The sequence below is a fragment of the Mesorhizobium sp. Root695 genome (genome assembly GCF_001428185.1).
Classification (GTDB): domain Bacteria; phylum Pseudomonadota; class Alphaproteobacteria; order Rhizobiales; family Rhizobiaceae; genus Mesorhizobium.
Map to the genome: position 1 here is coordinate 118,918 of NZ_LMHO01000042.1, position 20,669 is coordinate 139,586.

At 64.0% G+C, this 20,669-nt stretch carries 18 protein-coding genes; 8 read left to right on the forward strand and 10 right to left on the reverse strand.

Annotated features, from left to right (window positions below; genetic code table 11):
- Nucleotides 1–54 precede the first annotated feature (54 nt).
- The 4 genes from ASD99_RS25910 to ASD99_RS25925 all read right to left on the reverse strand — a co-directional run bounded on the left by ASD99_RS25910 (nucleotide 55) and on the right by ASD99_RS25925 (nucleotide 4,727).
- The gene (locus ASD99_RS25910; RefSeq protein WP_082583431.1) at nucleotides 55–1,230 is read right to left on the reverse strand and encodes an efflux RND transporter periplasmic adaptor subunit; all 1,176 of its coding nucleotides are present in this window, start codon (nucleotides 1,228–1,230) and stop codon (nucleotides 55–57) included.
- Between the two features lie 154 nt (nucleotides 1,231–1,384).
- Nucleotides 1,385–1,993, reverse strand: a complete 609-nt coding sequence (locus tag ASD99_RS25915; RefSeq protein WP_057145334.1) for a hypothetical protein — start codon at nucleotides 1,991–1,993, stop codon at nucleotides 1,385–1,387.
- Nucleotides 1,990–4,263, reverse strand: coding sequence for a xanthine dehydrogenase family protein molybdopterin-binding subunit (locus ASD99_RS25920; RefSeq protein ID WP_057145335.1), 2,274 nt, complete (start codon nucleotides 4,261–4,263; stop codon nucleotides 1,990–1,992). The genes ASD99_RS25915 and ASD99_RS25920 overlap by 4 nt, the downstream gene beginning before the upstream one ends.
- Before the next feature lie 2 nt (nucleotides 4,264–4,265).
- Entirely contained in the window at nucleotides 4,266–4,727 is a 462-nt protein-coding gene (locus ASD99_RS25925) for a (2Fe-2S)-binding protein (protein ID WP_057145336.1), read from the reverse strand.
- A gap of 126 nt (nucleotides 4,728–4,853) precedes the next feature.
- Here ASD99_RS25925 and ASD99_RS25930 point away from each other — a divergent pair, with 126 nt between their 5' ends.
- Nucleotides 4,854–5,453, forward strand: a complete 600-nt coding sequence (locus ASD99_RS25930) for a helix-turn-helix domain-containing protein (RefSeq protein WP_056586584.1) — start codon at nucleotides 4,854–4,856, stop codon at nucleotides 5,451–5,453.
- 23 nt (nucleotides 5,454–5,476) lie between these two features.
- On the opposite strand, the gene ASD99_RS25935 is transcribed toward ASD99_RS25930, so the two are convergent.
- The 3 genes from ASD99_RS25935 to ASD99_RS25945 all read right to left on the reverse strand — a co-directional run bounded on the left by ASD99_RS25935 (nucleotide 5,477) and on the right by ASD99_RS25945 (nucleotide 8,690).
- Nucleotides 5,477–6,607 (reverse strand): patatin-like phospholipase family protein, encoded by a 1,131-nt coding sequence (locus tag ASD99_RS25935; RefSeq protein ID WP_057145416.1) that lies wholly within the window; start codon nucleotides 6,605–6,607, stop codon nucleotides 5,477–5,479.
- A gap of 49 nt (nucleotides 6,608–6,656) precedes the next feature.
- The gene (locus ASD99_RS25940) at nucleotides 6,657–7,439 is read right to left on the reverse strand and encodes a 3-hydroxybutyrate dehydrogenase (protein ID WP_057145337.1); all 783 of its coding nucleotides are present in this window, start codon (nucleotides 7,437–7,439) and stop codon (nucleotides 6,657–6,659) included.
- A gap of 162 nt (nucleotides 7,440–7,601) precedes the next feature.
- A complete protein-coding gene (locus tag ASD99_RS25945; protein WP_057145417.1) occupies nucleotides 7,602–8,690 on the reverse strand; it encodes a citrate synthase/methylcitrate synthase in 1,089 nt (362 codons plus the stop codon).
- 93 nt (nucleotides 8,691–8,783) lie between these two features.
- Between ASD99_RS25945 and ASD99_RS25950 the strand changes: the two genes are divergently transcribed.
- Entirely contained in the window at nucleotides 8,784–9,923 is a 1,140-nt protein-coding gene (locus ASD99_RS25950; RefSeq protein ID WP_057145338.1) for a citrate synthase, read from the forward strand.
- A gap of 21 nt (nucleotides 9,924–9,944) precedes the next feature.
- Here ASD99_RS25950 and phaR read toward each other — a convergent pair whose 3' ends face one another.
- On the reverse strand, nucleotides 9,945–10,556 hold the full coding sequence (gene phaR / locus ASD99_RS25955; RefSeq protein WP_056586571.1) for a polyhydroxyalkanoate synthesis repressor PhaR: 612 nt from the start codon (nucleotides 10,554–10,556) through the stop codon (nucleotides 9,945–9,947).
- Nucleotides 10,557–10,855: 299 nt separating this feature from the next.
- Between phaR and ASD99_RS25960 the strand changes: the two genes are divergently transcribed.
- The 6 genes from ASD99_RS25960 (at nucleotide 10,856) to ASD99_RS25985 (ending at nucleotide 19,046) form a co-directional block, all read left to right on the forward strand.
- Complete coding sequence (locus ASD99_RS25960) at nucleotides 10,856–12,034, forward strand: acetyl-CoA C-acetyltransferase (RefSeq protein WP_057145339.1); 1,179 nt, start codon at nucleotides 10,856–10,858, stop codon at nucleotides 12,032–12,034.
- Between the two features lie 120 nt (nucleotides 12,035–12,154).
- Nucleotides 12,155–12,880, forward strand: coding sequence for an acetoacetyl-CoA reductase (gene phbB, locus ASD99_RS25965; protein ID WP_056586565.1), 726 nt, complete (start codon nucleotides 12,155–12,157; stop codon nucleotides 12,878–12,880).
- A 714-nt stretch (nucleotides 12,881–13,594) separates the two neighbouring features.
- Complete coding sequence (locus tag ASD99_RS25970) at nucleotides 13,595–17,011, forward strand: helicase-related protein (protein WP_057145340.1); 3,417 nt, start codon at nucleotides 13,595–13,597, stop codon at nucleotides 17,009–17,011.
- 126 nt (nucleotides 17,012–17,137) lie between these two features.
- Nucleotides 17,138–17,524 (forward strand): RNA-binding S4 domain-containing protein, encoded by a 387-nt coding sequence (locus ASD99_RS25975; RefSeq protein ID WP_057145341.1) that lies wholly within the window; start codon nucleotides 17,138–17,140, stop codon nucleotides 17,522–17,524.
- 234 nt (nucleotides 17,525–17,758) lie between these two features.
- Nucleotides 17,759–18,097 carry a ferredoxin FdxA gene (gene fdxA / locus ASD99_RS25980; RefSeq protein WP_023699302.1) on the forward strand — a complete coding sequence of 113 codons (339 nt, stop codon included), beginning with the start codon at nucleotides 17,759–17,761 and terminating at the stop codon, nucleotides 18,095–18,097.
- 367 nt (nucleotides 18,098–18,464) lie between these two features.
- Nucleotides 18,465–19,046 carry a CarD family transcriptional regulator gene (locus tag ASD99_RS25985; protein WP_013529179.1) on the forward strand — a complete coding sequence of 194 codons (582 nt, stop codon included), beginning with the start codon at nucleotides 18,465–18,467 and terminating at the stop codon, nucleotides 19,044–19,046.
- 86 nt (nucleotides 19,047–19,132) lie between these two features.
- On the opposite strand, the gene ASD99_RS25990 is transcribed toward ASD99_RS25985, so the two are convergent.
- Together ASD99_RS25990 and ASD99_RS25995 are read right to left on the reverse strand one after the other, a co-directional pair.
- Complete coding sequence (locus ASD99_RS25990) at nucleotides 19,133–19,906, reverse strand: amino acid ABC transporter ATP-binding protein (RefSeq protein WP_057145342.1); 774 nt, start codon at nucleotides 19,904–19,906, stop codon at nucleotides 19,133–19,135.
- A complete protein-coding gene (locus ASD99_RS25995) occupies nucleotides 19,903–20,583 on the reverse strand; it encodes an amino acid ABC transporter permease (RefSeq protein ID WP_057145343.1) in 681 nt (226 codons plus the stop codon). Before ASD99_RS25995 ends, ASD99_RS25990 begins: the two co-directional genes overlap by 4 nt.
- Nucleotides 20,584–20,669: the final 86 nt, after the last annotated feature.

Consider the following 20,669-nt stretch of genomic DNA (forward strand, 5'->3'; position numbering starts at 1 on the left):
AGCTGCGTCGCAGCCGATTGTCCCCGCCCAGGGCTAGTCCGCCGCGACCTCTTGCTACTGCGTGCCGGCAGTCGCCTCGCCGAGCAGCTTCTTGATGGTCGCCTGGTCGGCCTCGACCGGATTGACCAGATCGCCTTCCTTCACCAGTTCCTGGCCGGCGACGATGATGCGCGCATCGGCCGGGATGCCGCCAAGCACGAGTCCGGTCGGCGTGTCGTCGACGAGATCGATCGGGAAGAACGCCACCTTGTTGTCCTTGCCCACGGCACGGATGCCGAGGTCGCCCTTGTCGCCGAGCGTCACCACCGAGCGCGGCAGCAGGACCGCGTCGGTCGGTTGCGCGTAGAGCGCGATTTCCGCCGTCATGCCGGCCGGCACGGAGCCATCGCCATTGGGGATCGCCACCTCGACGCGGAAGGTGCGGGTCGCCGACGACGCGTCGCGGCTGATGTAGCGCACTGTGCCCTCGACCGTCTGGCCGCTGACCAGCCGGACATTGGCCTTGTCGCCCAGCTTGAGGTAGCCGAGGTCGCGCTCGCTGACTTCGCCGCGGGCAATCACCGGATCAAGCTTGAGGATGGTTGCCACCTCGCCGCCCTCCCTGATGGAACTGCCAAGTTCCACCGGCACCCGGTCGATCACGCCGTCGAAAGGCGCCCTCACCTCGTTGCGCTCGAGTAGGGCCTGTGCCGTTTCCAGCAGCGACTGCGCCGAGGTCAGGTTCGAGCGCGCGGTGTCGAGCTGCAGCTTGGGCAGGTTGCCGGTTTTCATCAGTCGCAGGGCGGCGTCCAGCTCGGCCTGGCGCTGCACCACAAGCTGCTTGGCGTTGTCGACCATGGAGATCTTTTCTTCCGCCGCAAGCATCAGCACCAGATCGCCGGTCTTGACGTGCTGGCCCTGCTTGACCGGCAGCTTGTCGATGACACCGGCAACGCGCGCCCCCAGCACCGCTCGTTTATCGGCTTCGGTCAATCCGGAAACGCGGATGGCGCGTGCATAGGTCTTGCGCGGCGGCGTCACCACCGCGACGGTGCGCAGCGGTGCCTTCGGCTCGGCTCCCGCCGTCTTGGGCTTGGCCGCGTCCGGCGCCTTGGCCTGCTCGACTTCGGCTGCCTTGGCCTTGTTGGCGGCTACGCTGCCGACCGACGAAAACTCGCCAGTCGCCATCCAGGCCGCGAAACCAATGAGCACAACAATGGCTGCAAGCTTGTGAAACCTGATTCTCGGCATCGTCGTTTTTTCCACTGCGGGTTCGGCCAGCGTCCTCATGACGCGGGCGCGTCGCCGATATGGGTGCGCGCAGGGCCGTGTTCAATTTGCCGTGATCGGCGAAGCGCGCTTCTACATCAAAGTTGCACCGCAATATAGTGCGAAAGTTGCAAGTTCATTGCGCCACCGGACAAGAAGCGCCCGCCGCAACCCAGTTTTCGATCGCTTGATAGGTTGCTTCGGCGGAGCCCGGAGCCGGCTCACGATCCGACCCCGGCGCCCAGCCCCAGGCGACCAATTTGTCGTCGCGAACATGCAGCGCGATGTCCTTCAAGCTGCGGTTGCCATTGCGCAGGGGATCCTTGATCTGGGCGCAGATTTCCGCCGAGGATTTGCCGAACCAGGCCATTTCGGCTGGCGCCAGATGCCAGTTCTCGGCTCCGGGCGGCCCGTACAATGCATTGGAATTGCTTGAGAAATGGCAGGTCGTGCAGCGCAGGCCCGGATTGCCGAAGCCCGAACCGTCAGCACCGCGCTGGACATTGAAGGCGTGAACGCGGGTGCCGCCATAATGCGCGCCGGACCAGCGCGGCCGGTCGTCCGCGACATGACAGTCGGCGCAGCGCGGATGCGCGAACACCGCATAGATCTTGTCCCATTCGGAGAGGCCTTTTGCCGCGTCGAGCGTCACCGGCGCCGGCGTCTGGCTCTCTTGCGCGATCGCGAACGGCACTGCCAGGACAAGCATGGCAGCAGGCGTCAGCATGATGAGGAGCTTCTTCATACGAAGGCAGCCGTTTTCGACAGCGGCAGCGTGCGGATGCGCTTGCCGGTGAGCGCGAAGATGGCGTTGGCAAGCGCCGGAGCCGCCGGCGGCGTACCGACCTCGCCGACGCCGCCCATCTTGTGGAAGTTCTCCAGGATGGCCACTTCGAAGACCGGGCACTGGAAGATGCGCATGGCATCGAAGTCGTGGAAGTTCGACTGTTCGACCATGCCGTCGGCGAAGGTGATTTCCTGACCCATCGCCGCCGACAGGCCGAAGATGGCGGCGGAAACCAACTGCGCCTCGATGATGCCGGGATCGAGCGCGGTGCCGACATCGGCGGCGATCCACACCTTCTCGATACGGATACCGGCCGGCGTGTCCGCCACCTGGACAATCTCGCCGACCCAGCTGCCGAAGGACAGCGTAAAGGCCATGCCCTTGGCCTTGCCGGCGGGCAGCGCCTCGCCCCATTTCGCCATCGCGGCGACTTTCTCCACCACCTTCACCGCCGAGGGATAGGCGGCCATCAGTCTCTTGCGCATCTCGACCGGATCGATTTTGCCGGCGACGGCGATCTCATCCATGAAGCCCTCATGGAAGAAGCCGTTGACCGAACTGCCGACCGAACGCCAGGAGCCGACAGGGATCGAGACCGGCGCCGCGACACCACTGACCCGGTAGTTCGGGATGGTGTAGGGCTGGTCATAGGCGCCATCGACAATGGTCTTGTCGGGACCGAGCGGCGATATAGAGGGGAACAGCCGGCGCAGCATACCGGCAGTTATCGATGGCGCGGCCATCTTCATGTCGACGGCGACCGGCATGCCATCGTCGCCGAGCCGCGCCTGGAACTTGCCGATAGCGGCCGGTCGATAGGCGTCGTGGCGCATATCTTCTTCACGCGTCCAGGTCACCTTGACCGGACGCCCGCCTGTCTCCTTGGCCATCAGCGCGGCGCACAGCGCGTAATCCATCTCGACGCGCCGGCCGAAACCGCCGCCCATGAAGGTGGTGTGCACGGTGATCTTGTCCTGCTCGATGCCGACCGCGTTGGCGCAGAGCTGCCGCACCAGGGTCGGCGCCTGGTTGCCGCACCAGATGTCGAGCGCGCCGCCCCTGAGCTGCGCCGTGGCGTTCATCGGCTCCATCGTCGCATGCGCCAGATAGGGCACCCCATAGTCGGCCTCGACGATCCTTTCGCGCGGCGCGTCGGCGAAGGCGGTGTCGACATCGCCATTGTCGCGCATCACCGAGCCCTTGGTGCCAAGCGCCTGCTTCAGCACATCGGAAATGGCAGCACTGCTGGGCGGATACTCGGGATCGGACCACTGGGCGTCGATCGCCTGGGCCGCATTGAACGCTGCCCATGTGTTTTCGGCGATGATGCCGAAGCCATGGCCGTAATTCGTCTCGAGCGGCACGATCTTGATCACGCCGGGCATTTTCTCGGCCTTGGAGAGGTCCGCCTTGACCGGCCTCGACCAGAAGCGCGGGCTCATCTTGACCGTGCCGTAGAGCATGTCCGGCAGCCGGACATCGATGCCGAAGATCGGCGCCCCGGTGACCTTGGCCAGCATGTCGATGCGCTTTTGCGGCTTTCCCAGCAGTTTCCAGTCGGTCCGATCCTTGAGCCTGACTTCGGCCGGCGGCGCCATCGCGGCAGCGGCCGCCGCGACCGCGCCATAGGTCAGCGACTTGCCCGACGCTTTATGCAGGATCGAACCATCAGCCGTTTCCAGATCGGCCGCGGCAACGCCCAGTTTCTGCGCCGCCCCCGCGATCAGCATCTGCCGGGCGGCTGCGCCCGCTTGCCGCATCTTGTCAAAACCATCGCGTGTCGAAGTCGAACCACCAGTGCCCTGCAGGGCAAGGAACTTGCCCACAACACCCAGGCCGGAGCGCACCGCCTGCGCGGTCATGCTCTCGTCGAAGAAGGCGAACGGACCCCCCTCTTCGAGAATCACCGCGTTGTAATAGGCATGGGAGGCCGGTCCGTGCTCGACCTTGACCCGATCGAGGCCGACATCGAGCTCTTCGGCAACCATGACGGCGAGTGTCGTCGAAATGCCTTGCCCCATCTCGGCGCGCGGCGCGACGATGGTGATGGTGTTGTCGGCGCCGATCTTCACATAGGGATTGAACGTCACCTCGCCCTGGGCCAGATCTCCTTCAAGCGGATTGGGGAAAGGCTTGCGGTAATAGTAATAGCCGACGGCGACGCCGCCCGCGACAGCGGCAGCGCCAATCAGAAACGTGCGGCGGGCGATCTTTCCGACACTGGCCATGGTCAGAGCCCCGCCGTCTTGAGCGCCGCGGCCTTCTTGATGGCCGAGCGAATCCTGGGATAGGTGCCGCAGCGGCAGAGATTGCCGCCCATGGCGTTGTCGATATCGGCGTCGCTCGGGTCTGCGACCTCGTCGAGCAGCGCCACCGCGCTCATGATCTGGCCGGCCTGGCAGTAGCCGCATTGCGCGACCTGTTCCTCCAGCCATGCCTGCTGCACCGGATGCAGTCTGCCCGCCGTGCCGATGCCTTCGATTGTGGTGACGGCGCCGCTGACCTTGCCGACCGGAAGCGAGCAGGAACGCACCGGCTGACCGTCGACATGAACCGTGCAGGCGCCGCAGGCGGCGATGCCGCAGCCGAACTTCGGCCCGGTCTTGCCAATGAGATCGCGCAGCGCCCACAGCAGCGGCATGTCTGGATCGGCATCGATATCGAATGACTGACCGTCGACGGTGAGGCGCATGGGGATACCCTTTGTTGTCGTCCACTGCCCAAGGACGAAACGTCCTCCTTGGGTCGCTCCGCCCTTAAACAGATTGACAAATTACGTCATTTTGTCAATTAAGATTTTGCAGAGTAGAATTGCTTCATGAATCAGATCGAAGACATCGCCGCCGCCGACCCCAAACGCGTCCGTATCCTGGATGGGGCGCTGAAGGTGTTTTTGGCCTATGGCTTCTCCCGCACCACCATGGACGACATCGCCCGCGCCGCCGACATGTCGCGACCGGCGCTCTATCTCCTGTTCAAGAACAAGACCGACATTTTCCGCGCCATCGCCATGATGATCCTGTCGCGCTCGGTCGAGGCGGCACAAATGGCTCTGGCCGGTGACGGCGCTTTCACCGAACGCATGATGCGCGCCATCGACGAGGCATTCATCTCGATGATGGGCGCCGTCGTTGCCTCGCCGCACGGCGCCGAATTGCTGGACATGAAGTCGAGCCTTGGCGATCTGGTGGGCTGCTGGCGCGGCGGACTTGGCAAACATATCGCCGCCGCGATCGAGGGCGAAGCAGCCAGGAACGGCGTCGATCTGGCGGCCCGGGGCCTGTCGACGCAACTGCTTGCCGACATGCTGCTCGACGGGCTGGAAGGCATGAAGACGCGGATCAGCGATCCGGAGGGGCAGCGGCAGGCCGCCGCCGCCCTGATCAGGGTGATCGACCTGACCTTGAAGGCTCGATGAAACCAGCTGTGCCGGGTTTCAGCTCAGGCCCGACGGCGAACCACTTCGGGATTCTTGCGCACAGCGAGGAATTCCTTGACCCGCCGGCCAGGTGCCGGACCGCGTACCGGCTTGAAGCCGTCGTCCAGTTCCCCAGAAAGATCGAGCGTCGGACGTTTGCCGACGGCGTCGTAATTCTCTTCCAGCCAGTCGCTGGCTGCGGTGCGGCCGAGATCGCGCAGATAGGTCAGGAACGCCCATTCGGCATTGACCTTCGATGACGCCGACAGGTCCTTGAACGCCTCGTCGGCATCGATGCGGTGCATGCGGATGTCGCGATACTCGCCATGCGGCAGACGGCCGGCGGCGATCAGCTCCTTGACGAAGGCGATCGAGCGGAATTCTCGCAACAGCCCGGCGTTGAAGGTGATCTCGTCGATGCGGTTCTGGATCTCGTTGGCGCTCCTTGGTGTTCCCTCCCGCACCACCGGATTGATCTGCACCAGAAGCACGTCCTCGGTCGCCGCCGTCTTGAAGAACGGATAAAGCGCCGGGTTGCCGCCATAGCCGCCGTCCCAATAGGGCACGCCCTTGATCTCGACGGCGCGGAACAGCTGCGGCAGGCAGGCCGAGGCCATCACCGTGTCGAGGTCGATCTCGCCGTCGGAAAAGACGCGCAACTGTCCGGTCTCGACATTGGTCGCCGAGATGAACAGTTCCATCGACTTGCAGGCGCGAACATTCTCGAAATCGATCTCCTGCTGCACAACGTCGCGCAGCGGATTGAGGCCGAGCGGGTTGGCGACGTAGGGCGAGAACACCCGCGACATGGTGTCGAAGAAGAGATAGCCTGGTGTGTTCTCGATCGACCAGTTGCCCCAGGCGACATCCCACGGCATGCGTCGCACCGGGCTGAACCGGCCCTTGGCCGCCACCGCGCGCCAGAAATCGTCGAGTTTTTGCCGCGCGCCTTCAACACCGCCACGGACAAAACCGTCAGCCAGCGCCACCGCGTTCATCGCGCCGGCGCTGGTGCCGGACACTGCTGATATCTCCAGCCGTCCGTCCTCCAGCAGCCGGTCGAGCACACCCCAGGAAAACGCCCCGTGCGAGCCGCCGCCCTGAAGCGCTACGTTGATCTTCTTCGTCTCCTCCGCCTTGCCGTTTTTGGTCATGGCGTCGTCCTTGATCCGTCTGTTTGGGTCGATGAGAAAATTTTGCGCCTCACGCGGCGGTCCAGCCGCCATCGACCGAGAGATGCGTGCCATTGACCTGCGCTGCCGCGTCCGAGCACAGGAACACCGCCGCCGCCGCGATCTGCTCGACCGTGACGAATTCCTTGGTCGGCTGCTTGTCCAGCATGACCTCGCGGATGACGGTCTCGCGGTCCATGTTGTGGGCTTTCATCTGGTCGGGGATCTGCGCCTCGACCAGCGGCGTCAGCACGTAGCCCGGGCAGATGGCGTTGCAGGTAATTTTGTCACGCGCCAGTTCGAGCGCGACGGTCTTGGTCAATCCCATGATGCCGTGCTTGGCCGAGACATAGGCCGACTTGAATGGCGACGCGACCAGGCCGTGCGCCGATGCGATGTTGACGATCCGGCCGCCACCGGCCTTTTTCATCACCGGAATTGCGGCTGCGATGGTATGGAACGCCGACGACAGGTTGATAGCAATGATGGCGTCCCATTTCTCGATCGGGAACTCTTCCACCGGCGCGACATGCTGGATGCCGGCATTGTTGACCAGGATATCGACCGACCCGAATTTCTCGGCCGCCTTGGCGATCAGCGCGCGGCATTCAGCCGGCTTCGACATGTCCGCCTTGATGTAGGCAGTCTTCACCTTGTGCTGCCTGGCGATCGCATCGGCGACGGCGTGGTCGGCGGCCGTGTCGGAGAAGGAGTTGACGACGACATTGTGGCCTTCGGCCGCCAACGCCTGAGCGATGGCCAGGCCAATGCCTGATGTGGAGCCGGTGATAACTGCGGTTTTCCTGGTGGCCAAGGGCGGAATCCTCTGGTTGCGTCGAGAGCGAGCTTATGTTGCAGTGCAGCATATATGCTCAATGCGACGCAATAACAGCGGCCAGAATCTTGCGGCGAGATGAAATTTTCGTCATGAGCGGCCGCACAGCCGCCGCTCTCCCCAGCGAAAGCTAAAAACGCTTCAGGCAACCAAGTCCGGCACAGGCCCGACATAGCGCGACTGCGGCCGGATCAGCCGTCCAGTCGTCTGCTGTTCACGCGCATGCGCAATCCAGCCGGCGACACGCCCGGCGGCAAAGACATTGCTGAAAGCTTGCGGCGGAAAGCCCGCCGCCTCCAGCAGCAGCGCGGTATAGAACTCGACATTGGTCTGCAGCGAGCGCTGCGGCTTGGCGATCCGAAGCACCTCGAGCGCCGTTTGCTCGACCGTCTCCGCAAAGCCTAGCCGGCGGCCGGTTTCGCCCTCGCTACCCAGTTGCCGCACGACCGCTTTCAGCACATCGGCGCGCGGATCACGCACGCGGTAGATGCGGTGACCGAAGCCCATGATGCGCCTGCCGTGCGCGATCTCGTCGCGCAGCCAGCCGGCGGCATCGCCATGCTCCGCGATCACATCCAGCATCTCGACCACCGGGCCTGGCGCGCCGCCATGCAGCGGTCCCTTGAGCGCGCCAAGCCCGGCCAGCACGGACGATGTCAGGCCGGCCAGTGTCGAGGCGACGACGCGGGTGGCGAAGGTCGATGCGTTGAGGCCGTGGTCGCAGACGGTCACCAGATAGGTGTCGAGCGCTTTCGCCAGACCCGGGGAAGCGACGCTGCCCTTGAGCATCCTCAGCATGTCGGCGGCATGATCGGCCCGGCGGTCCGGCGCGATCGGCTCCTCGCCGCGCTGCAGGCGCAGCAGGGCTGGAGTCAGCACGGCGGGCGCCGCGATCAGCAGCAAGGCGTCCCTCAGCGTGTCGCCGTCCGGCAGCAGCGCCATGCCGGCGCGCATCGCGCTGTAGACATCGAGCGATGCCAGCAAGGGCAGTGAGGGCAAAAGCTGTTCGAACACGTCCTCGCGTGCCTGGCCCAGAGCCAGCGTCAGTTCCGCATCGTCGGGACGGTCATCGAAAAAGCCATGCAGCAGCAGCCGAACCACCTGCGCATAACCCCAGCGGCCGGCCAGTTCCGGCAGCGAATGACCTCGGATCGTCAGACGGCCGCCAAGACCATCCACGTTGGACAGCACGGTTTCCGCCGCCACCACGTCATCGAGCCCATTCGCCATAGCCTTGTCTCCTTGAAGCATTTCCGGATCGGAGATAAGGGTGGGCAACACATCCATCAATCTTGATCAATAGAATCAATATCAGAGCCCGATATGTCCGAGTGGTTGTCACGGGAAGAGGCGCTGGAAAGGCTCAAGGTGCGGGCCCAGACGCTCTACGCCTATGTCAGCCGTGGGCGCATCGGCATGCGGCCCGACCGCGCCGATCCGCGCCGCAGCCAGTATCGTGCCGATGACATAGAAGCGCTGGCAATGCGGAGGGCGCGCGGACGCAGCCCGTCAGTCATCGCTGAAAGCGCCATTGCCTGGGGCGAGCCCTCGATCGCAACGGCGATTTCGACCGTCTCGCACGGTCGGCTCATCTATCGTGGGCAGGACGCCGCAGCGCTTTCTGCATATGCCACATTGGAAGAGACGGCCGCAGTGCTCTGGGCTTTGCCGGAACCGGTCGCTTTTGAAGCACCGTCACCGGATGCGCCCCATCAGGCTGGGCGGGCCTCGGCCTTTGCGCAACTTGCCGTGCTTGCCGGCCAGGGGCGCTCATCGCTTGGGCGCAGCGCCGCCTCGCTGCATGCCGATGCCGCGCACGCGATCGGCATGCTGGCCGGCGCGCTGGGCGCACCGGTAGGACCGGATCCGGTCCATCAGCGGCTGGCGCAGGACTGGTCGGTGGATGCTGGCGGCGCGGAAGCGATCCGCCGCGCGCTTGTCCTGCTTGCCGATCATGAGCTGAATGCGTCGACCTTCGCCGCGCGCGTCGCGGCCTCGACCGGCGCGCCGCTGGCCGCCTGCCTGCTCGCTGGGCTCGCGACACTATCGGGACCGCGCCATGGCGGCGCCGGCGAGGCGGTGATGCAACTGGCCGAGGATGCGGCGCGACATGGCGCTGATGCGACGATCCGGCGCTGGCTCAGCCATGACCGGCCGCTGCCGGGGTTCGGCCATCCACTCTATCCCGACGGCGATCCCCGAGGGGCGGCGCTGCTCTCGGTGATCGAGGTTGACGGCACACTGTCGTCGCTGCGCGACGCTGCCCTTGCCGCGACCGGCGCGCTTCCCAACATCGATTTTGGGCTGGCCGCCCTGACGCGCAGCCTTGGCTTGCCGCGCGATGCACCGTTCCGCCTGTTCGCGCTCGCACGCAGCGTCGGCTGGGCCGCGCACACGGTCGAACAGATAACGAGCGCAAGTGTAATCAGGCCGCGCGGCCGCTATGAGGGCGTGCTGCCGTAAGATCAAGAGAGCGCCAATCGCTCACGACATCGTGTCGAGCTTGCGCTGCATGGCCGCGATCTGATCCTTCAGTTCCTGAAGGTCGTCGGGTTTTTCTGGCGTTTCCTTCCTGGCCGGCTCGGGCGTTGGCGCAGCGGCTGGCGCGGAGCCAGCGGGCGGGAACGGCGTGAACAGTCGCATCGCATTCTGGAACATTTCCATGTTGCGACGTGTCTGCTCCTCCAGCGCCTTGATCGGCGTGGTGATCTTCATCATGTCGAGCGGCGACTTGCCGATCGCCCCCTTCATCTGCTCGCGAAAGCGTTCCTGCTCCTTGGAGAAGGCGAGCATCGACTGTTCGAGGAAGCTCGGCACGATCATCTGCATCTGGTCACCATAATAGGCGATCAGCTGGCGCAGGAATGGGATCGGCAGCATGTTCTGCCCGTCCTTGTTCTCCAGTTCGAAGATGATCTGTGTCAGCACCGGATGCGTGATGTCGTCGCCGGTCTTGGCGTCCTGGACGGTGAACTCCTCGCCCTTCTTGACCATCTCTGCGAGGTCTTCGAGCGTCACATAGGTGCTGGTGCCGGTGTTGTAGAGGCGGCGATTGGCGTATTTCTTGATGATGATCGGATCGTCTTTAGCGGCCATCTACATCCTCCCGGGGACACCGGCGCGCCTCTGAGTAAGCCGCCGATAACGATTGTGCCTTTTTTGAGGATATGCGCAAAAGCCTCACAATTCCAAGCAGTTTGTGCAGTGCGGGATCACTAAATGCTGCATAGCGGGCAAAATATGCTGCGCAGCAATGGACGAATGGCCGCCATGGCAAGGCATGACCTGCTTGCCGCGGATGGGCGCCATGCCCATTTCCGGTTTGACTTGGGGTTGGGAAAGGGCAAGAAAAGTCCTCAACGACAGAACAACACCCTTGAAGTCTGGAGAAGAAAATGTCCGCTTCCATCGTCATTGCCAGTGCGGCGCGCACGCCGGTCGGCTCCTTCAACGGCGCCTTCGCCGCCACCCCCGCGCATGAGCTCGGTGCCGTCGTCATCAGGGAATTGCTATCGCGTGCCGGTGTCGAACCAGGCGAGGTCGACGAGGTCATCCTCGGTCAGGTGCTGACCGCCGCTCAGGGTCAGAACCCGGCCCGCCAGGCATCGATCAATGCCGGCTTGCCCAAGGAGACCACCGCCTGGGGCCTCAATCAGGTTTGCGGCTCGGGCCTGCGCGCCATTGCACTCGGCATGCAGCAGATCGCCACCGGCGATGCCAAGGTGATCATCGCCGGCGGCCAGGAATCGATGTCGCTTTCGACGCATGCCCAGCACCTGCGCGCCGGCGTCAAGATGGGCGACTTCAAGCTGATCGACACCATGATCAAGGACGGGCTGTGGGATGCCTTCAACGGCTATCACATGGGCAACACCGCCGAAAACGTCGCACGTCAGTTCCAGATCACCCGCGACGATCAGGACCAGTTCGCGTTGGCCTCGCAGAACAAGGCCGAGGCCGCGCAGAAGGCCGGCAAGTTCAAGGACGAGATCGTCGCCGTCACCCTCAAGGGCAAGAAGGGCGACACCATTGTCGACCAGGACGAATACATCCGCCACGGCGCCACGATCGACGCCATGACCAAGCTGAAGCCGGCCTTCGACAAGGACGGCACGGTGACCGCCGCCAACGCCTCCGGCATCAATGACGGCGCCGCCGGCGCGTTGCTGATGAGCGAAGCGGAAGCGGTGAGGCGCGGCATCACCCCGCTGGCGCGCATCGTGTCCTGGGCTACCGCCGGCGTCGATCCGCAGATCATGGGCACCGGGCCTATTCCCGCCTCGCGCAAGGCCTTGGAAAAGGCCGGCTGGTCGGTCGGCGATCTCGACCTGGTCGAGGCCAACGAGGCCTTTGCCGCCCAGGCCTGCGCCGTCAACAAGGACATGGGCTGGGATCCCTCGATCGTCAACGTCAATGGCGGCGCCATCGCCATCGGCCACCCGATCGGCGCTTCAGGCGCCCGGGTTTTCAACACGCTGGTCTTCGAAATGCGCCGGCGCGGCGCCAAGAAGGGGCTGGCCACCCTATGCATTGGCGGCGGCATGGGCGTCGCCATGTGCGTGGAAGCGCTCTAAAGAGAAGTGAATAGCGAATAGGGAGTAGCGAATAGGGAAGAATGGCGTCAGCGCAACGGGACATCAATCCCTACCCGCTATTCGCTACTCCCTATTCGCTCCAAAAAGGGAGGAGCGCATATGACCAAGGTAGCAATCGTCACAGGCGGATCGCGCGGTATCGGCGCGGCGATCTCGATCGCGTTGAAGACCGTCGGCTATTCGGTTGCCGCGAACTATGCCGGCAATGACGAAGCGGCGGCGAAATTCAACGCCGAGACCGGCATTCCGGTCTACAAATGGTCGGTGGCCGACTATGATGCCTGCGCCGCCGGCATCAGCCAAGTCGAGGCCGATCTCGGCCCGGTCTCGGTGCTGGTCAACAATGCCGGCATCACCCGTGACGCCATGTTCCACAAGATCACCCGCGAGCAGTGGAAAGAGGTCATCGACACCAACCTGTCCGGCGTCTTCAACATGACGCATCCGCTGTGGAGCGGCATGCGCGACCGCAAGTTCGGCCGCGTCATCACCATCTCCTCGATCAACGGCCAGAAAGGCCAGGCCGGCCAGGTCAACTATTCCGCCGCCAAGGCCGGCGACATCGGTTTCAGCAAAGCTCTCGCTCAGGAGGGGGCTCGCGCCGGCATCACCGTCAACGTCATCTGCCCCGGCTACATCGCCACCGAGATGGTCAAGGCAATCGACGAGAAGGTGCTCAACGAGCGCATCATTCCGCAGATCCCTGTCGGCCGGCTCGGCGAACCCGAAGAAATCGCGCGCTGCGTCGTCTTCCTCGCATCCGAAGATGCCGGCTTCATCACCGGCTCGACCATCACAGCCAATGGCGGCCAATACTTCGCCTGACGACGCGGCGGCGTAGGCGGAGAGATCGACGGGCCGGCACACCCGGCCCGTCTTTCGTTGCCGGTCAGTCTTTTCGACGTGACCCAATCCGGCACGCAGAGGTTAACAGCCACCCGCTGCCCTGTGCGAAAGCTACTTCGTAACCTGTGGATTCTAGGTGGATAAGCTGTTCACAACACAAGATATTGGGGTGAACAAACCAAGAAAATTCTGACATCGCTGATTCGTCGCCGATTCGTTCCGGCTTTGAGCGGAACGTTAACGGCGACAGCCGGAATCGCCTGCCAATTCCTTAACGCGGGTTAAGAAAGGTCAACAATTTCATAATCTTGGCTGAGGCACGCCAAGCCACTAGATCGTTCATCGGCAAAGATTAACGGCAAGGCCCTCTTAGCATGAAACGGGCCAGTTCAGCGATTCAGCATGTGGTGAGACCCGCGGTCGCAAAATCCACATGTAGCCGTGAACAAAAGCTGAATCTGCAGGAGTCACTGATTCGTCGCTGATTCGTTCCAGACTCGTTCTATCTGTTAATTCGCAGCCGGTTGAGAGCTTGACAAAACCACCTTCTGGCCGTCAGCGGAACATTCCGCTTTCGCTTCGCGCCCGAAATCCCTATGTGTCGCCTGTCATACGCGCCACTTTGAGGCACGCTCCCGACAACCAGAGGCCAGAAGCCTTATTTCCAGGTCCCAGAAGCCTTATTCTAGGTTAATGAACATCCAGCCCAAACACACCGAGCCGCTGATCCTGTCGGGCCGCGACGTGACCGCCGTGCTGGGGCCGACCAACACCGGCAAGACTCATCTCGCCATCGAACGCATGGTGGCTCACGAGAGCGGCATCATCGGCCTGCCGCTCAGGTTGCTGGCACGTGAGGTCTACGCCCGCGTCTGCGAAAAGGTCGGCGCCCACAAGGTCGCGTTGGTCACCGGCGAGGAAAAGATCCAGCCTGCCGGCGCCAAATATTCGGTCTGCACCGTCGAGGCCATGCCGCGCGAGACCGACGCCGCCTTCGTCGCCATCGACGAGGTGCAGCTCGCCGGCGACCTCGAGCGCGGCCACATCTTCACGGACCGCATCCTGCATCTGCGCGGCCGCCAGGAAACGTTGCTGCTGGGTGCGGCCACCATGCACGGCATCCTGCAGCGCCTGCTGAGGGGTGTCTCGGTGGTGACGCGGCCGAGGCTGTCGCATCTTGCCTATGCCGGCTCCAAGAAGCTGACCCGCCTGCCGCGACGCACGGCAATCGTCGCCTTCTCCGCCGACGAGGTCTACGCAATCGCCGAACTCATCCGCCGCCAGCAAGGCGGTGCCGCCGTCGTGCTCGGCGCGCTCTCGCCGCGCACCCGCAACGCCCAGGTGGCGCTGTTCCAGTCCGGCGATGTCGACTATCTCATAGCCACCGACGCCATCGGCATGGGCCTCAACCTCGATCTCGACCACGTCGCCTTCGCCCAGAACCGCAAGTTCGATGGCTTCCAGTACCGCAACCTGACGGCGGCCGAGCTTGGCCAGATCGCCGGCCGCGCCGGCCGACATCTGCGCGACGGCACCTTCGGCGTCACCGGCCAGGTCGACCCGCTGGACGAGGAGCTGATCAAGAAGATCGAAAGCCATGATTTCGATCCGGTGAAGGTGCTGCAGTGGCGCACCGCGCATTTCGACTTTGCCAGCCTCGACGCTCTGAAGCGCTCGATCGAGACCAACGCCCCGGTCGAGGGACTGACGCGGGCATTGCCTGCCGTCGACGCACAGGCGCTCGAGCATCTGTCGCGCGACGAGGACATCCGTGCACTCGCCACCAATGCCAAGCGCGTGGCGCTGTTGTGGGAAGCCTGCGCGCTGCCCGACTACCGCAAGATCGCGCCGGCCCAGCATGCCGACCTCATTGCCTCGATCTACACGGACCTCGCACGCCACGGCCATGTCGACGAGAATTACATGGCCGAGCAGGTGCGCCGCGCCGACACCACCGAGGGCGATATCGACACGCTGTCGCATCGCATTGCCCAGATCCGCACCTGGACATTCGTGTCGAACCGGCCCGGTTGGCTGGCCGATCAGGCACACTGGCAGGAAAAGACGCGCGAAATCGAAGACAGATTGTCGGATGCGCTGCATGAGCGGTTGACGAAACGCTTCGTAGACCGCAGGACTTCCGTCCTCATGCGGCGCCTTAGAGAAAATACCATGCCTGAAGCCGAAATTAGTCCTACCGGAACCGTCCTTGTCGAAGGCCACCATGTCGGCGAGTTGCAAGGGTTCCGCTTCACCGCCGACCAGACCGCCGGCGGCGAAGACGCCAAGGCGGTGCGCACCGCCGCCCAGAAGGCGCTGGCCGCCGAGTTCGAGGCGCGTGCCGAACGTTTCGGCGCCTCGGCCAATGGCGACATCGCGCTTGGCTCGGACGGCACGCTGCGCTGGATCGGCGCGCCGATCGGTACACTGGTATCAGGCGAAGACGCGCTGAAGCCGCGCCTGGTGCTGCTGGCCGACGAGCAACTGACCGGCCCGGCGCGCGACAAGGTCGCCGCGCGTGCCGAGCGTTTCGTCAATTTCCAGATCGAGTCGCTGCTGAAGCCGCTGGTCGACCTCAGGAATGCCGACCAGATTTCCGGCATCGGCCGTGGCATCGCCTTCCAGCTGGTCGAGAATTTCGGTCTCATAAACCGCCGCGACATCGCCGAGGAGATGAAGTCGCTCGACCAGGAAGGCCGCGCCGCACTCCGCCGGCTCGGCGTGCGCTTCGGCGCCTACCATGTCTTCGTGCCGGCGCTGATCAAGCCGGCGCCTGCCGGACTGGTGACGCTTCTGTGGGCGCTGAAGAATGACGGCAAGGACAAGCCAGGTTTTGGCGACGTGGTCCATGCGCTCGCCTCCGGCCGGACTTCGGTGGTCATCGACCCGGCCTTCGACAAGACCTTCTACAAGCTCGCCGGCTACCGCAATCTCGGCCGCCGCGCCGTGCGCATCGACATCCTTGAACGGCTGGCCGACCTGATCCGCCCGGCGACCAACTGGAAGCCCGGCCTCGGCCAGCGCCCGGACGGCGCCTATGACGGCCAGTCCTTCATGGTGACGCCGCCGATGATGTCGATCCTCGGCGCCACTGCGGACGACATGGAAGAGATCCTCAAAGGTCTCGGCTACCGTGCCGAGCCGAAGTCGGCCGTCGAGGTCAAGGCGCGGCTCGAAGCACAGGACAATGCCGCGCGCGAAGCAGCGGTGGCGAAGCTTGCGGCGGAAGAGGCTGCACGAGCCGAGCAGGCCAAAGCGGTCGAAGCCGCGACCACGGATGCCGCAGCAGAGGCATCAGTCGAAGGGTCGGAGCCGGCATCGGACAGAGTGGCCCTTTCGGAAGCGGCGGTCGAAATCCCCGCCGATATCATCGCGGACGCCGCGGCGGAATCTGCTGTGCCTGCAGTCGAACAGGCGGACGCTCCGATCGAAACCGCTCAGGACGAAGCGCCGGTAGCCGAGGCTGCGGCCGAAGCCGCAGAACCGGCACTGGTTGAACCGCAGGCAGAGGCTGAAGCCGCGGCGGCAGAGGAAGCCGCACCGGCCGAGCTGGTGTCGGATGCCGCGCCCGCAACGGACGCCGCGCCGGAAGAGCCTGCAGCGGTGGCTGAAGCAGCTGCCGGCGAACCCGCTCCGGAAGCCGAAACGCCAAAACCCATCCTGTTGTGGCGCCAGGGTCGTTTCGAACAGCGCCCGCGCAACCGCGACGACAATCGCAGGAACAATCGTCCACGCAACGGACAAGCGCGCGGCCGAAGCGATGCGCCTGCGGATGCCGCCGGCGCAGCGGCCGCAACTGCATCCGGAGAGCGTCCGGCCCAGGAAGGACGGCGCGATGGAGCCGGCAAGGCGCGCTTCGACCGCTCGAAGTTCAAACCCAAGCCGCAGACCGAAGGCGAACAGCGGCGTGACGGCCGGCCGCAAGGCGAGCGTCCGGACCGCCGCGAAGGCCGTCCCGACTGGAAGGGCGGCAGGCCGGATGGCAAGGGTGGTCCGCAAGGCGGCAAGCCCGCCTTCCAGCCGAAGCCGCGCGAGGAGCGCCCGGTGCGCTTCGATCCGGACTCGCCCTTCGCCAAGCTCGCTGCTCTGCGCGACCAGCTGAAGAAGTAGGCCAGAGCCGGCTGATTTCGGGTCGAATCGACCTGAAATCTGAATCCGCTCTAAACTTAAGAGATAGAGCATGATGTCGTCCGAAAGCCGCTTCGCACTTTTCGGCATCATGCTCTAGGCGCTTCGATGGTTGCTGAAGGCCGCCAGCGTATCGACAAATGGCTGTTCTTCTCGCGCGCCGTGAAATCGCGCTCGCTGGCGGCAAAGCTGGTCGTGTCCGGCCGGGTTCGCATCAATCGCGACAAAGCAGCGCAGGCCTCCGATCAGGTCAAGTCAGGCGACGTGCTGACCATCACGCTTGAGCGGCGCATCTTCATCTGGAAGGTACTCGGCGCCGGTGCGCGACGCGGCCCGGCCGAGGAGGCCCGCACGCTCTACGAGGATATGTCGCCACCGCCCGCGCCGAAGGGCGAAGCCCCTCCCGATGCAATTCCGGGGCTGCGCGAGGCCGGCAGCGGCCGCCCGACCAAGAAGGAACGCCGCCAGACCGACCGATTGCTCGGCGAAGATTGATGCCTGGCGTCCAAAATCACGCAGCGGTTCTGGGATAGCGACACGCCTGAGGCAAAGACTGAACCCCGCAAAAGACGCCGCGCGGAACATGACTGACTTCCGCCGGGCCTGCCGTCTGGAATTCCATTCCGGAAACACCGGCACCTCCCGCAATGGCTACCCTTGCAAGCGGCCGATAAAGGCGTTACCTGACGGAAAAAGCCCAACAAAAATGGGACGTCCCGGAGCCGACCGATGACCTATGTCGTGACCGACAATTGCATCAAATGCAAATACATGGACTGCATCGAGGTCTGTCCGGTCGACTGTTTCTACGAAGGCGAGAACATGCTCGTCATCCATCCCGACGAGTGCATCGACTGCGGCGTCTGCGAGCCGGAATGCCCGGCCGACGCGATCAAGCCCGACACCGAGCCCGGCCTCGACAAATGGCTGCAGGTCAATACCGAATACGCCGATAAATGGCCCAACATCACCGCCAAGAAGGAGCCTCCGGCAGACGCCAAATCCTTCGACGGCGAGGCTGGCAAGTTCGAGAAGTACTTCTCGGCAGAGCCCGGCGAAGGCGATTGACAACACGGCCGCAAAGGCCGGTATTACGCTAGGTAAGAGGCATGTCACATTAACCGGCTTGACAGCCGGCGCCGGGTTGTGGCCTTCGCGTATGCAGCAAAACCTTGATTCTTCCGACTTTTTGTGTTACATCAGCAAAACATGCCGGTGACACAACGTCGATTTATGGCGCAGACGCCCAAAATCACTGAAAGGTGAAAATCCCATTCCGGACCAGAGCGATCTGGGGCCAGGCGGCCGCAATGTTGCGTTTGCCGGCCCGGCTTTTCCGATGGGTCATCTGTTGTGCGGCTAACGATCGGTTTCCCCGATCGAGCGAGTTCGGGCCGGCAGGACGCCGGTACCACAACAAGGAGTTCAGGGCGTAATGGCAACGATCACCCCGCAGAAGAAGTCCACCGCTGCGCGTCACGGTTTCAAGACTGGCGAATACATCGTCTATCCGGCGCATGGCGTCGGCCAGATCGTCTCGATCGACGAGCAGGAAGTTGCTGGACACAAGCTGGAACTGTTCGTGATCGACTTCTCGAAGGACAAGATGCGCCTGAAGGTGCCGGTCGCCAAGGCGACCTCCATCGGCATGCGCAAGCTGTCGGAAGAGGATTATGTCGAGCGCGCGCTGAAGGTCGTGCAGGGCCGCGCCCGCGTCAAGCGCACCATGTGGTCGCGCCGCGCCCAGGAATATGATGCGAAGATCAATTCCGGCGACCTGATCTCGATTTCGGAAGTTGTGCGCGATCTCTACCGCGCCGACAACCAGCCGGAGCAGTCCTATTCCGAGCGTCAGCTCTACGAGGCGGCGCTCGATCGCATGGCCCGCGAGATCGCTGCCGTCAACCGCATGTCGGAAACCGAAGCCGTGCGCCTGATCGAGGTCAACCTCAACAAGGGCCCTAAGCGTGGCGCCAAGGCCGACAATGAAGAAGCCGAGCAGGAAGAAGCTGCCTGACCTTCGTCACCTCTGAATTCATGGAAAACCCGGCCTTGCGCCGGGTTTTTTGCTTTCTGGAAGTGGCGCTGAACCGAAGGCAGCGCTTACACCTCGCCGCCGCCTTCCTTCATCGCCTCCTGCTTCAGAGTCGCAATGAAGCGCTTGGTCCGCTGCTGCTCAGGATTGCCGAACAGCACTGCGGCCGGCCCCTTCTCGACGATAACGCCGGCATCGAGGAAGACCACTTCCTGCGCGATCTTGGAGGCGAGGCGCAGATCATGCGTCGCCATCACCATGGTCGTGCCTTCGCTGGCGAGCTTGCCGAGCACGTCGACCACCTCTTGCGCCAGTTCCGGGTCGAGCGCCGAGGTCGGTTCGTCGCAAAGCAGCACTTTCGGCGACGGCGCCAGGGCGCGGGCGATCGCCACGCGCTGCTGCTGGCCGCCGGACAGCGTCGCCGGCCAGGCATCGGCCTTGTGCGCCATGCCCACCTTCTCCAGCAAAGCCAGCGCCCGCTCCCGCGCCCGCTCAGGCGGCCATTTCAGCACCGTCACCAGCCCCTCCATGACATTCTCGATCGCAGTGCGATGCGGAAACAGCTGGAAGTTCTGGAACACCATGCCGGTCTGCAGCCGCAAGCGCTGGATATCCCTGGCCGGAACCCGGCCGCCCGGGTGGAATTCGAGCGTCTCATCGCCGATCCGCACCGTGCCCGAGGTCGGGATCTCCAAGAGGTTGATGCAGCGCAGAAGGGTGCTTTTTCCCCCGCCTGACGGGCCGACCAGCGCCGTGACGCTGCCTTCGGCAATGGCGACTGTCACGCCCTTCAGCACGAGATTGTCGCCGAAGCGCTTTTCGATGTTGCCGAGGCCGATCATGAGCGTGCCTCCAGGAAGCCGCCATAGCGGTTGAGGCGGGTTTCCAGCCGCGTCTGCAAGGCCGACAGCACCGAACTCAGCGCCAGATAGAGGATCGCTGCCTCGACATAGAGGATCAGCGGCTCGTAAGTGGTGGCGACGATGCGCTGCGCCGCCTGGAACATCTCCGGCACGGTGATGGCGGCGGCCAGCGAGGTGTCCTTGACCAGCGAGATGAAGGTGTTGGAGAGCGGCGGCACCGCGACCCGGCCGGCCTGCGGCAGGATGGTGCGCCGCATCGCCTGGCTCCAGGTCATGCCGATCGAATAGGCGGCTTCCCACTGGCCTTTCGGCACCGAACCTATGGCGGCGCGGATGATTTCCGAGGTGTAGGCGCCGATGTTGAGCGTGAAGCCGATCAACGCCGCCGTGAAGGCGTCTAGCAGGATGCCGACCGACGGCAGGCCGTAGAAGATCAGGAACAACTGCACTAGGAGCGGCGTGCCGCGGAAGATCCAGACGTAGAAGCGCACAAACGCAACCAGCGGCTTCGCCCCGAACAGCCGGGCGAGCGCGGCACCCAGGCCGACCGACAAGCCAAGAACGAAGGACAACAGCGTCAGCGGCACGGTGAAGATCAGCGCCGCCCACAGGAGCGAAGGCAGCGACTCCAGCATCAGTTGCAGCCAGTGCGGCACGTAAGACCCTCCAAGTGGTCGTGGTGGCTTCGTCAAGGCGCGAATGCGTCAGCCATATCACGGTAAGAGCGGCGGGCCGTCAAAGA

Excerpts from the sequence above, each read along its gene's own strand:
- ASD99_RS25910 (WP_082583431.1), bottom strand. The coding sequence starts at position 1,230 with ATGCCGAGAATCAGGTTTCACAAGCTTGCAGCCATTGTTGTGCTCATT.
- ASD99_RS25915 (WP_057145334.1), bottom strand. The coding sequence starts at position 1,993 with ATGAAGAAGCTCCTCATCATGCTGACGCCTGCTGCCATGCTTGTCCTG.
- ASD99_RS25920 (WP_057145335.1), bottom strand. The coding sequence starts at position 4,263 with ATGGCCAGTGTCGGAAAGATCGCCCGCCGCACGTTTCTGATTGGCGCT.
- ASD99_RS25925 (WP_057145336.1), bottom strand. The coding sequence starts at position 4,727 with ATGCGCCTCACCGTCGACGGTCAGTCATTCGATATCGATGCCGATCCA.
- ASD99_RS25930 (WP_056586584.1), top strand. The coding sequence starts at position 4,854 with ATGAATCAGATCGAAGACATCGCCGCCGCCGACCCCAAACGCGTCCGT.
- ASD99_RS25935 (WP_057145416.1), bottom strand. The coding sequence starts at position 6,607 with ATGACCAAAAACGGCAAGGCGGAGGAGACGAAGAAGATCAACGTAGCG.
- ASD99_RS25945 (WP_057145417.1), bottom strand. The coding sequence starts at position 8,690 with ATGGCGAATGGGCTCGATGACGTGGTGGCGGCGGAAACCGTGCTGTCC.
- ASD99_RS25950 (WP_057145338.1), top strand. The coding sequence starts at position 8,784 with ATGTCCGAGTGGTTGTCACGGGAAGAGGCGCTGGAAAGGCTCAAGGTG.
- phaR (WP_056586571.1), bottom strand. The coding sequence starts at position 10,556 with ATGGCCGCTAAAGACGATCCGATCATCATCAAGAAATACGCCAATCGC.
- ASD99_RS25960 (WP_057145339.1), top strand. The coding sequence starts at position 10,856 with ATGTCCGCTTCCATCGTCATTGCCAGTGCGGCGCGCACGCCGGTCGGC.
- phbB (WP_056586565.1), top strand. The coding sequence starts at position 12,155 with ATGACCAAGGTAGCAATCGTCACAGGCGGATCGCGCGGTATCGGCGCG.
- ASD99_RS25970 (WP_057145340.1), top strand. The coding sequence starts at position 13,595 with ATGAACATCCAGCCCAAACACACCGAGCCGCTGATCCTGTCGGGCCGC.
- ASD99_RS25975 (WP_057145341.1), top strand. The coding sequence starts at position 17,138 with ATGGTTGCTGAAGGCCGCCAGCGTATCGACAAATGGCTGTTCTTCTCG.
- fdxA (WP_023699302.1), top strand. The coding sequence starts at position 17,759 with ATGACCTATGTCGTGACCGACAATTGCATCAAATGCAAATACATGGAC.
- ASD99_RS25985 (WP_013529179.1), top strand. The coding sequence starts at position 18,465 with ATGGCAACGATCACCCCGCAGAAGAAGTCCACCGCTGCGCGTCACGGT.
- ASD99_RS25990 (WP_057145342.1), bottom strand. The coding sequence starts at position 19,906 with ATGATCGGCCTCGGCAACATCGAAAAGCGCTTCGGCGACAATCTCGTG.